Source organism: Methylobacillus sp., from assembly GCF_036844465.1.
In the GTDB taxonomy this organism is placed as follows: domain Bacteria; phylum Pseudomonadota; class Gammaproteobacteria; order Burkholderiales; family Methylophilaceae; genus Methylobacillus.
On sequence record NZ_DAIUFW010000024.1, the window covers coordinates 1 to 9,474 of the forward strand.

Below are 9,474 nucleotides of genomic sequence, written 5' to 3' on the forward strand. Positions count from 1 at the left end.
TCGTTCCAACGTTTACGTGCGGCTTCGTCCGCTCAAATTTACCTTTTGCCATTTCCGTTTCCTTTAACCGACCTTATCAAGTTAAGTAAGTGAGTTACACCCAAACACCAAATGGTGCCCATGGCGGGAATCGGACCCGCGACCTCTCCCTTACCAAGGGAGTGCTCTACCACTGAGCCACATGGGCAATATTTATTAAATCGTGAATTCTTGGAGCGGGCGACGAGGTTCGAACTCGCGACATCTTGCTTGGAAGGCAAGTGCTCTACCAACTGAGCTACACCCGCACATCTTTACCAGAAATCTATTGCCTGGCTCCAAATTCTATGTTGGTGGAGGGGGAAGGATTCGAACCTTCGTACTCAGAGAGAACGGATTTACAGTCCGTCGCCTTTAACCACTCGGCCACCCCTCCATTACAGAACCCGGGATTATGCGCACTTCTTTATCAAGTGTCAACGCATTCACAGAAGAAAATGGTGCCGGATGTCGGAATCGAACTGACGACCTTCGCATTACAAGTGCGCTGCTCTACCAACTGAGCTAATCCGGCACAACAAAAACCTGTTTACTTCACCACCCTTAATGATGGCTTTTTTACTTCCGACGCATTAGGCGAACTCCCTGCATCCACCTCACCGCCTTCGGCCTGCCTTTTATCAGATCCGGCATCATCCGGATCCAACCCAAAAAACATGCCCTGTCCATTCTCGCGAGCAAAGATACCTCGCACTGCATTCATCGGCACATACAGATCATTCGAAGCACCGCCAAAACGGGCTGAGAATGTAACAGCATCCGGCCCAATATGCAAATTTTTTGTAGCGCTGTAATTAATATTCAGCACTATTTGCCCATCTTTCACGAAGGCCATCGGCACCCGCGTCTGAGTATTCACTACAACCAAGAGATGCGGCGTCAGACCATTATCCGTGCACCATTCGTGAATAGCCCGCACCATATAGGGCTTGGTTGAACTGATTCCACTCATTACACCTCCTATTTACGCATCGCTTTTTCAGAAGGTGTCATCGCTTCAATGTAGGCCGGGCGAGAGAATATACGTTCCGCGTATTTAAGTAAAGGGGCAGCTTGCTTCGGCAGATCAATTCCATAATGACCCAAGCGCCACAACAGCGGAGCGATTGCCACATCCAGCATGGAAAATTCATCCCCCAGGATATACTCCTGACGACTAAAGATAGGCACGATCTGGGTAAGGTTGTCACGAATAGTGGCACGGGCTTTATCTGCTGCCTTGGCATTGCCAGACTCGATATCTGCAATATGTCTGAACAATTGGTCTTCGAAATTGTGCAGGAACAGTCGGGCACGAGCACGCATCACGGGATCCGCCGGCATCAACTGCGGATGAGGGAAGCGCTCATCAATATATTCGTTGATGATATTGGCCTGCTCCAATACCAAATCCCGCTCCACCAGCACCGGTACCGTGTTATGCGGATTAATGACCGCCAAGTCTTCTGGCTTGTTTGCCATATCAACATCTATCACCTGGAAATCCATACCTTTTTCAAACAGCACGATACGGCAGCGGTGGCTATAAGGGCATGTAGTGCCCGAATACAAAGTCATCATAATTTTTATCCTACATTCAAGAATCCGATAAACCGGAAGGACAATCTGCTCATCCGACCAAAATTCAGGATGGGCATTCTACAGGGTTCATGCTGAAATTAAAAGAAAAATATGATTTTTAATATTAAAATCAGTTGGTTATATTGGATTTTCAATATCGATATATTCGTGTTCCAATCCGAACTTTTCTGCTAAATGTCTACCCAACATTTGCACGCCATACCTTTCGGTTGCATGATGTCCGGCGGCAATATACGCCACCCCAGTTTCTTGGGCGAGATGAAAAACCTGCTCCGATACCTCGCCGGTAATATATACATCTACACCCATAGCAATGGCAGCTTCAAAATAGCCTTGCGCTCCACCAGTACACCAAGCAATTCGCCGAATTTTACGGTTCGCCTCACCAAATATCTGCGGAATACGCTTCAGTCGGCGTCCAAGCGTCTCTGCAAACGCAGTTAATGTTGTTTCCTGCAACAAATGTCCATAGGCGATCAAGCTCTGCTCTCCCGTCCAGCCTTCCTGCACCATCCCCAGGATTCGCCCCAACTGTGCGTTATTGCCCAGCTCCGGGTGCGCATCCAGCGGCAAATGATATGCCAGCAGGCTGATATCATTTTGCAGCAGGAATTTAAGGCGTGCATGCTTGATGCCCGTTACTACGGACGCTTCATTGCGCCAGAAGTAACCATGGTGCACCAGGATGGCATCCGCTCCAGCCGCATGCGCTGCTTGAAGTAGCTGCATACTAGCCGTCACTCCGCTGACCAGCCTGCGCACCTGCGCCTTTCCCTGCACCTGCAATCCATTAGGACAATAATCTCGGAAGCGCTCAACCTCCAGAAGTTGTCCGGTATAATCCACCAACTCATGTAAATTCATGGGGCTCCCAACTTTCCATCTGCACTGCGTTTAACCAAACATGCGTAAATATTGGCTCATTTTTGCACAGACCGTCACTATCAGTCTTGCGGTTCTTTTTGTAGTGCAATTATTCTACCCTCAGTTGCTGTCCGGCACCGACCAGGCGGCCACGACCATTAAGCAAGCGCCCACTGACAATGATACAAGCGCATCTCAACCAGGCTCGTATCGCTATGCGGCCCAAGCAGCAATGCCCAGCGTGGTCAATATTTTCACCTCCAAGAAAGCGCCCCAGGCCCAAGGTAATCCTTTCATGGATGACCCGTTGTTCCGCCACTTTTTTGGCGACCAGCTCGATGAACAGCAAAGTCCGCGTGAAAATAGCCTGGGCTCCGGCGTCATTGTTAATAGCCAGGGGCTGATCCTCACCAATCACCATGTGATTGAATCCGCGGACGAGATTGAAGTAGCGCTGTCCGATGGCCGCACCTTGCCAGCTCGTATCGTAGGCACTGATCCAGAAACCGACCTCGCAGTGCTAAAGGTCAATGTCCGCAATCTGCCCGCCATCACTTTTGCCCAGCCCAGTAATATCAGTATTGGCGATGTTGTACTTGCTATCGGAAATCCCTTTGGGGTAGGTCAAACCGTCACGCAGGGCATCATCAGCGCCTTGGGACGTAACCACCTGGGTATCAATACTTTCGAAAACTTCATCCAGACTGATGCCGCCATCAACCCCGGCAATTCCGGCGGAGCACTCATTGATACCGAGGGTAATCTAGTCGGCATCAATAGCGCCATTTACTCACGCAACGGCGGCTCCATGGGCATCGGCTTCGCCATTCCCGTCAGCTTGGTCAAACAGGTCATGGAACAAATCATCCGTCAGGGTGGCGTAATTCGCGGCTGGATCGGGATTGAAGCACAAGACATTACACCCGAGCTAGCAGAATCATTCCACCTAAAACAAGTACGCGGCTCATTGGTAGCCGGCGTGGTGCGCGGCGGTCCGGCAGATAAGGCTGGATTACGGCCTGGAGATATCTTGCTTGAGATTGATGGCCGCGAGATTCTGGACAGTTCCACCATGCTCAATGTGATTTCCAGCTTGAAGCCAGAGAAAAAGATCACCTTGAAACTGGCGCGCAATCAGGCGGAAGTCACGCTTCCCATCATCATCGGCAAGCGGCCTGCTCCGCAACGCTCCACGATGAGCAGGTCGGAAGAATAAAGTATGGAAGCAGCGCCTATTGCAGGTGCTGCTGTTGCTCCTTTTCGCCCTTTTTCTGGATGAAAAGGGATACCAAGATACCGGCCTCATACAATAGCCATAGCGGCAGTGCGAGCATCACCTGCGAAATCACGTCAGGTGGCGTGAAAATAGCGCCAAGGACAAACGCGCCCACAATCACATAAGAGCGCGCGCCACGCAACGCAGGGACACTCACCACACCAGCGCTGACTAGCAACACTACCGCAACCGGCACTTCAAACGCCAACCCGAACGCGATGAACAAGGTCATGGCGAAATCCAGATATTTACCAATATCCGTCATCACCGCCACGCCTTCGGGCGCGGTGTGGGCAATAAATCCAAACACAACGGGAAAGACCAGGAAATAGGCAAACGCCATGCCCAGCAGGAAAAGCAGTGTACTGGCGAATACCAATGGAGCCACCATGCGCCGCTCGTGGGTATACAAACCCGGAGCGACAAAGGCCCAGACCTGATACAAAGTATACGGCAACGAAATCATGAATGCAGCCAGCAACGCCACTTTCATCGGGACAAAAAACGGAGTAGTAACATCCGTGGCAATCATTTGCCCGCCTATTGGCAGACTTTTCAGCATAGGGCTGGCCAAAAAGTGGTAAATGTCGTTGGCAAAGGGAAACAGTACTATGGTCACCAACACAATCCCCATCAGAATGCGCAACAATCTGTTACGCAATTCAATCATATGGGTGACAAAAGTCTCAGTTGTGCTTGTTGTGCTCAATTCGTGGTACCACCAGGCTGTTGAGATTCTTGATCCGGCTGTTGCTGCGGCACTTCCCTACTGGTGACTTTCCGGGGAGCGGGCGGGGCAGTTCTGACTTCAATATTGGCCAGCTTTTCCTGCTCATCTGACGGAAGCTGGGCAATGCCCTGCAATTCTTTCTCGATAGCAATCGCGCTGTCATGCAGACTGGTTTTCACTTCCTGCAGTTCCTGCTTCACATCGTTCTGCAAGCGCTGCAGTTCTTCCATTTGCATTTCTCGGTTGATGTCGGTCTTCACATCATTGACATAACGCTGCATACGTCCAAGCAACTTGCCGACAGTACGCACCACTTTGGGTAGTTTTTCCGGCCCGATCACCACCACAGCAACAATGGCAATCACAATCAGTTCAGAGAAGGCGATATCAAACACGGGGTAATGGCTCCAATTCAGCGCTTTTCGTGCTGACGTGCCTCATTTTCTATTGTCTGCCCTTGGGTATCATCATCCAATGCGGCAGGAGGAGCAGACTTTCCTTCATTGACTGCATTTTTGAACTCCTTGACCGCATTACCGACATCACCACCAATATTACGTAATTTCTTGGTGCCGAAAATCAAGACCACGACCGCCAGCACGATCAACCAATGCCAAATACTAAATGCTCCCATGACTGCTCTCCTGAGTGTCAAATCTTTGGCAGTGTTTCTCCACCGCCAAAAACATGTATATGAATATGAAATACTTCCTGTCCGCCTTCCCGTCCAGTATTGATCATCGTACGGAAGCCCTTGAGTCCAAGTTGAGCGGCAAGTTTGGGGGCCAGCAGTAACATCTTACCGAGTAAATCCTGGTGAGCCTGATCACATTCAGCAAGACTTCCGATATGCAGCTTGGGAACCAGCAAAAAATGAACGGGCGCAATTGGGCGAATATCATGGAATGCAATGACTTCTTCGTCCTCATAGAATTTCTTTGCAGGAATGTCATCGCTCGCGATTTTGCAAAAAATACAATCTGCGCTCATGAATATATTGTCCGCCTCAACAGGTTATTGATCATTCCGCTGGCCGGGAAGCTTTTTCTTCCAGACCAGACAAACCCTCGCGCCGCGCCAACTCCCGCAGCACATCCTGCGGTCCCAAGCCAGCATGTGCCAGCATTACCAGGCTATGAAACCAAAGATCCGCGGTTTCATAGATAATCTTTTCTGCGCTGCCATCCTTGACGGCAATAATCGTTTCAGCGGCCTCCTCGCCTATCTTCTTCAGGATAGCATCCGTCCCCTTTGCGTACAGCTTGGCTACATAGGAGGACTGTGGGTCAGCGCTCTTGCGCTGCTCCAGCAATTCAGCAAGCCTATCCAATACATCATTCATGGCGGTAGATATCCTCAGGGCTCTTGACGACCGCCTGATCGACGACCCATTGATCCTGCTCCAGTTTCTGGAAGAAACAGTTATGGCGTCCGGTATGACAAGCAATGCCGCCCACCTGTTCCACCTTGATCAGCACGACATCCTCATCACAATCCAGCCTGATCTCATGCACTTTCTGCACATGGCCGGACTCTTCGCCCTTATGCCACAAACGGTTACGCGAGCGTGACCAATAGACCGCCATGCCAGTGTCGGCAGTCAAACGCAACGCTTCCCGGTTCATCCAAGCAAACATTAACACTTTGTTAGTGCTTACTTCCTGCGTAATCACTGGCACCAAGCCATCGTCTGTCCAATTGACTTTATTCAGCCATTGCTCGCTCATAGCCGGACCTCTATCCCTTGGTCACGCATATATTCCTTGGCCTGGCGTACTGTATATTCACCATAATGGAAAATGCTGGCTGCCAATACGGCATCAGCGCCGCCTTCCCTTACCCCCTCAACCAGATGCACCAGGTTGCCCACCCCGCCAGAAGCAATAATCGGCACATCAACCGCTTCACTGATAGCACGATTCAGCGGGAGATTAAAGCCCATCTTGGTGCCATCCCGATCCATACTGGTCACTAGCAGCTCACCGGCACCGAGTTCCACCATCTTGCGCGCCCAATCCACAGCATTCAAGCCCGTCGGGTTGCGCCCGCCATGGGTAAAGATTTCCCAATGATCGCCTACCTGCTTCGCATCGATGGCCACCACAATGCATTGCGAGCCGAAACGTGCTGCAGCATCTGCCACCAACTGAGGATTGGTCACGGCAGCAGTATTGATACTTACTTTGTCGGCACCTGCGTTGAGCAAACGGCGCACATCTTCCACCGCACGCACACCACCTCCGACGGTTAACGGAATGAATACCTGCGAGGCCACCTGTTCGATAATGCCAAGAATCAAGCCACGGTTATCCGAGCTGGCTGTGATATCGAGAAAAGTCAGCTCATCAGCACCCTGTTCATCATATCTGCGCGCAATCTCCACTGGATCGCCCGCATCGCGCAACTCCAGAAAATTGACGCCTTTGACCACACGACCATTCGTGACGTCCAGGCAGGGAATGATGCGCTTGGCTAAACTCATACCTGACTCAGCTCGTCCGCCAAAGCTTGCGCTTCAGCAAAATTCAACGTGCCTTCATAAATTGCACGGCCAGTAATCGCGCCGACTACGCCCTCATGCTCCACATCCACCAATCGTCGCACGTCTTCCAGGTTGGTCACGCCACCACTGGCAATCACCGGAATGGTCAACGCGCGTGCCAACGCCACCGTCGCTTCAATATTGACGCCTGTCAGCATGCCGTCACGGCCGATATCGGTATACACCACGGCTTCCACGCCGTAATCCTCGAACTTCTTGGCGAGGTCGATCACGTCGTGGCCGGTGAGCTTAGACCAACCATCCACGGCCACTTTGCCGTCCTTGGCATCCAATCCAACCATAATCTGGCCCGGGAAAGCATAACAGGCCTCATGTAGAAAGCCGGGGTTCTTGACCGCAGCCGTACCCACAATGACATAGCTGATACCGTTGTCAAGGTACCGCTCTATGGTGTCCAGGTCGCGAATGCCGCCGCCAAGCTGGATAGGAATATCATTGCCCACCGCATTCACGATGGCCTTGATCGCCCCCTCGTTCACAGGCTTGCCCGCAAAAGCACCATTCAGGTCCACCAGGTGCAGACGCTTGCCACCTTGGTCCACCCAATGTCGAGCCATGGCGCCGGGATCTTCGGAAAATACGGTGGCATCTTCCATTAACCCCTGTCTCAAACGAACACAATGACCATCTTTCAGGTCGATAGCAGGAATAATCAGCATGATATTGACGAATTAATAATTAAAACACTCCGTCCCACTGGACGAAGTTTGAAAGGAGTTGAAGTCCGGCATCATGACTCTTTTCCGGATGAAACTGCACAGCAAACAAATTACCGCGCGCAATAGCGCAGGTAAAACGCTTGGGATATTCGCTATACCCCGCCTCCAGGTCTTGATCTTCGGGCACAACGTAATAACTATGCACGTAATAAAAACGCTCTCCGTCGGCAATGCCGCGCCATAAGGGATGATCCATCTGTTGATGCACCCGGTTCCAACCCATGTGCGGCACCTTGAGCTTGATACCATGTTCATCCTGCATATCCGCCGCGGCAAAGCGCTGAACCCTGCCCTTTAAGATTCCTAAACCTGCGGCATCGCCTTCCTCGCTGTGTTCGAACAGCATTTGCAGGCCGATGCAGATACCCAGGAACGGTTTTTCCGCAGCAGCGGCAATGATGGAATCACGCAGGCCACGCGCATCCAGCTCGCGCATGCAGTCTGGCATGGCGCCCTGCCCGGGGAAAACCACGCGTCCGGCAGCGGCAATTCGCGCCGGGTCGCTGGTGACGATTACATTCTGGTTGGGAGCGACGTGCTCCAGAGCCTTGGACACGGAGCGTAAATTACCCATGCCATAATCAACAACGGCTATATCTGTCATGATGGAACGGTAAAAACCGGGGAGTTGTTTTATAAAGTGCCTTTGGTTGAAGGCATTATACCCATCATACGCGGGTCAAGTTCAACTGCAACACGCAGGGCACGCCCGAATGCCTTAAAAATAGTTTCTGCTTGGTGGTGCGCATTCGCGCCTTTGAGGTTGTCAATATGCAACGTGATTGCGGCATGATTGACAAAACCCTGGAAGAATTCACGCACCAGATCCACATCAAACTCGCCGATGCGCTCACGGGTGAATTCCACATTGAAACCCAACCCCGGTCGCCCGGAAATATCCAGCACTACACGCGACAAGGCTTCATCCAGCGGCACGTAGGCATGCGCATAACGGCGTATGCCTTTCTTGTCACCCAATGCCTTGCTGAAGGCCTGCCCCAGGGCAATCCCTACATCTTCGACTGTATGGTGGGCATCAATATGCAAATCACCTTGGCATTCTACATGGATGTCCATCATCCCGTGACGGGCAATCTGATCTAGCATATGGTCAAAAAAACCGACCCCGCTATTCAATCTGGATATACCTGTACCGTCCAGGTTGATGGCAACGGCAATCTTGGTTTCTAGAGTATTGCGGCTTACTTCAGCGTTACGCATGGCAATCATCAAATCCTGAATACAAAAATCAAAACCGCTGCAAAACGATTCCTACAGTCTTGCAGCGGTTTCCAGAATAGCTATGTCGGACACCCGCAAAAGGGTGTCACAGAAAAGCTTTAACTTAGCTGAACAGCTTCTTCAGCCAGCCGAACAGACCACCACTGCTTTGTGTACCCTTGGCCGCAGCGCTGATTTCAGCAGCAGCTGCTGCTGGATCAGCAGCGCCGTAGATAGCGGCACCCGCTACCACGATAGTTGCGCCTGCATCGACTACTTGCTTGGCAGTTGTCGCTTTCACGCCGCCAGCAACAGAGATATCAACGCCCAGATTCAGGCCGGAAACCAGGCCCAGGTCAGCGAACGGAGTCTGGCCAGCAGCTTGTTGATCCAGACCAGTATGCACACCGATGATGTGCGCGCCCAGCTTGGCCACTTCCTTGGTGCGGGCAGCCTTGTCCACCACATTGATCAGGTCGAT

15 protein-coding genes and 4 tRNA genes are annotated in these 9,474 nt (G+C 51.6%); 1 reads left to right on the forward strand and 18 read right to left on the reverse strand.

Features of this window, described 5'->3' with window-relative positions; all coding sequences use genetic code 11:
* Positions 1-112: 112 nt before the first annotated feature.
* The 7 genes from V7Z75_RS13565 to V7Z75_RS13595 all read right to left on the reverse strand — a co-directional run bounded on the left by V7Z75_RS13565 (position 113) and on the right by V7Z75_RS13595 (position 2,484).
* Positions 113-187 (reverse strand) — tRNA-Thr (locus V7Z75_RS13565).
* Between the two features lie 24 nt (positions 188-211).
* Positions 212-287, reverse strand: a tRNA-Gly gene (locus V7Z75_RS13570).
* A gap of 43 nt (positions 288-330) precedes the next feature.
* Positions 331-415 (reverse strand) — tRNA-Tyr (locus V7Z75_RS13575).
* Between the two features lie 62 nt (positions 416-477).
* Positions 478-553: transfer RNA gene (locus V7Z75_RS13580), tRNA-Thr, on the reverse strand.
* Positions 554-568: 15 nt separating this feature from the next.
* Entirely contained in the window at positions 569-991 is a 423-nt protein-coding gene (locus V7Z75_RS13585) for a ClpXP protease specificity-enhancing factor (RefSeq protein WP_334109189.1), read from the reverse strand.
* Positions 992-999: 8 nt separating this feature from the next.
* Positions 1,000-1,599, reverse strand: a complete 600-nt coding sequence (locus V7Z75_RS13590) for a glutathione S-transferase N-terminal domain-containing protein (RefSeq protein ID WP_334109190.1) — start codon at positions 1,597-1,599, stop codon at positions 1,000-1,002.
* A gap of 138 nt (positions 1,600-1,737) precedes the next feature.
* A complete protein-coding gene (locus tag V7Z75_RS13595) occupies positions 1,738-2,484 on the reverse strand; it encodes a Nif3-like dinuclear metal center hexameric protein (RefSeq protein ID WP_334109191.1) in 747 nt (248 codons plus the stop codon).
* Between the two features lie 40 nt (positions 2,485-2,524).
* Here V7Z75_RS13595 and V7Z75_RS13600 point away from each other — a divergent pair, with 40 nt between their 5' ends.
* On the forward strand, positions 2,525-3,700 hold the full coding sequence (locus V7Z75_RS13600) for a Do family serine endopeptidase (RefSeq protein ID WP_334109192.1): 1,176 nt from the start codon (positions 2,525-2,527) through the stop codon (positions 3,698-3,700).
* A gap of 16 nt (positions 3,701-3,716) precedes the next feature.
* Here V7Z75_RS13600 and tatC read toward each other — a convergent pair whose 3' ends face one another.
* The 11 genes from tatC to V7Z75_RS13655 all read right to left on the reverse strand — a co-directional run.
* Complete coding sequence (tatC, locus tag V7Z75_RS13605) at positions 3,717-4,430, reverse strand: twin-arginine translocase subunit TatC (protein WP_334109193.1); 714 nt, start codon at positions 4,428-4,430, stop codon at positions 3,717-3,719.
* Positions 4,431-4,465: 35 nt separating this feature from the next.
* Positions 4,466-4,885 carry a Sec-independent protein translocase protein TatB gene (gene tatB, locus V7Z75_RS13610; RefSeq protein WP_334109194.1) on the reverse strand — a complete coding sequence of 140 codons (420 nt, stop codon included), beginning with the start codon at positions 4,883-4,885 and terminating at the stop codon, positions 4,466-4,468.
* A 17-nt stretch (positions 4,886-4,902) separates the two neighbouring features.
* Positions 4,903-5,124 carry a Sec-independent protein translocase subunit TatA gene (tatA, locus tag V7Z75_RS13615; RefSeq protein ID WP_334109195.1) on the reverse strand — a complete coding sequence of 74 codons (222 nt, stop codon included), beginning with the start codon at positions 5,122-5,124 and terminating at the stop codon, positions 4,903-4,905.
* Between the two features lie 17 nt (positions 5,125-5,141).
* The gene (locus V7Z75_RS13620) at positions 5,142-5,480 is read right to left on the reverse strand and encodes a histidine triad nucleotide-binding protein (protein ID WP_334109196.1); all 339 of its coding nucleotides are present in this window, start codon (positions 5,478-5,480) and stop codon (positions 5,142-5,144) included.
* A 31-nt stretch (positions 5,481-5,511) separates the two neighbouring features.
* The gene (locus V7Z75_RS13625; protein WP_334109197.1) at positions 5,512-5,832 is read right to left on the reverse strand and encodes a phosphoribosyl-ATP diphosphatase; all 321 of its coding nucleotides are present in this window, start codon (positions 5,830-5,832) and stop codon (positions 5,512-5,514) included.
* On the reverse strand, positions 5,825-6,217 hold the full coding sequence (gene hisI / locus V7Z75_RS13630; RefSeq protein WP_334109198.1) for a phosphoribosyl-AMP cyclohydrolase: 393 nt from the start codon (positions 6,215-6,217) through the stop codon (positions 5,825-5,827). Before hisI ends, V7Z75_RS13625 begins: the two co-directional genes overlap by 8 nt.
* On the reverse strand, positions 6,214-6,972 hold the full coding sequence (hisF, locus tag V7Z75_RS13635) for an imidazole glycerol phosphate synthase subunit HisF (protein WP_334109199.1): 759 nt from the start codon (positions 6,970-6,972) through the stop codon (positions 6,214-6,216). The genes hisI and hisF overlap by 4 nt, the downstream gene beginning before the upstream one ends.
* Positions 6,969-7,712 carry a 1-(5-phosphoribosyl)-5-[(5-phosphoribosylamino)methylideneamino]imidazole-4-carboxamide isomerase gene (gene hisA, locus V7Z75_RS13640; protein WP_334109200.1) on the reverse strand — a complete coding sequence of 248 codons (744 nt, stop codon included), beginning with the start codon at positions 7,710-7,712 and terminating at the stop codon, positions 6,969-6,971. Before hisA ends, hisF begins: the two co-directional genes overlap by 4 nt.
* A gap of 19 nt (positions 7,713-7,731) precedes the next feature.
* Entirely contained in the window at positions 7,732-8,376 is a 645-nt protein-coding gene (hisH, locus tag V7Z75_RS13645; protein WP_334109201.1) for an imidazole glycerol phosphate synthase subunit HisH, read from the reverse strand.
* 29 nt (positions 8,377-8,405) lie between these two features.
* Entirely contained in the window at positions 8,406-8,993 is a 588-nt protein-coding gene (gene hisB / locus V7Z75_RS13650) for an imidazoleglycerol-phosphate dehydratase HisB (protein WP_334109202.1), read from the reverse strand.
* Positions 8,994-9,117: 124 nt separating this feature from the next.
* Positions 9,118-9,474: orotidine 5'-phosphate decarboxylase / HUMPS family protein (locus tag V7Z75_RS13655; RefSeq protein ID WP_334109203.1), on the reverse strand; the 357-nt coding region annotated here is incomplete at its 5' end.

What these genes read in the sequence shown, in the direction of transcription:
- V7Z75_RS13585 (WP_334109189.1), bottom strand. Translation starts at nt 991, where the DNA reads ATGAGTGGAATCAGTTCAACCAAGCCCTATATGGTGCGGGCTATTCAC.
- V7Z75_RS13590 (WP_334109190.1), bottom strand. Translation starts at nt 1,599, where the DNA reads ATGATGACTTTGTATTCGGGCACTACATGCCCTTATAGCCACCGCTGC.
- V7Z75_RS13595 (WP_334109191.1), bottom strand. Translation starts at nt 2,484, where the DNA reads ATGAATTTACATGAGTTGGTGGATTATACCGGACAACTTCTGGAGGTT.
- V7Z75_RS13600 (WP_334109192.1), top strand. Translation starts at nt 2,525, where the DNA reads ATGCGTAAATATTGGCTCATTTTTGCACAGACCGTCACTATCAGTCTT.
- tatC (WP_334109193.1), bottom strand. Translation starts at nt 4,430, where the DNA reads ATGATTGAATTGCGTAACAGATTGTTGCGCATTCTGATGGGGATTGTG.
- tatA (WP_334109195.1), bottom strand. Translation starts at nt 5,124, where the DNA reads ATGGGAGCATTTAGTATTTGGCATTGGTTGATCGTGCTGGCGGTCGTG.
- V7Z75_RS13620 (WP_334109196.1), bottom strand. Translation starts at nt 5,480, where the DNA reads ATGAGCGCAGATTGTATTTTTTGCAAAATCGCGAGCGATGACATTCCT.
- V7Z75_RS13625 (WP_334109197.1), bottom strand. Translation starts at nt 5,832, where the DNA reads ATGAATGATGTATTGGATAGGCTTGCTGAATTGCTGGAGCAGCGCAAG.
- hisI (WP_334109198.1), bottom strand. Translation starts at nt 6,217, where the DNA reads ATGAGCGAGCAATGGCTGAATAAAGTCAATTGGACAGACGATGGCTTG.
- hisF (WP_334109199.1), bottom strand. Translation starts at nt 6,972, where the DNA reads ATGAGTTTAGCCAAGCGCATCATTCCCTGCCTGGACGTCACGAATGGT.
- hisA (WP_334109200.1), bottom strand. Translation starts at nt 7,712, where the DNA reads ATGCTGATTATTCCTGCTATCGACCTGAAAGATGGTCATTGTGTTCGT.
- hisH (WP_334109201.1), bottom strand. Translation starts at nt 8,376, where the DNA reads ATGACAGATATAGCCGTTGTTGATTATGGCATGGGTAATTTACGCTCC.
- hisB (WP_334109202.1), bottom strand. Translation starts at nt 8,993, where the DNA reads ATGCGTAACGCTGAAGTAAGCCGCAATACTCTAGAAACCAAGATTGCC.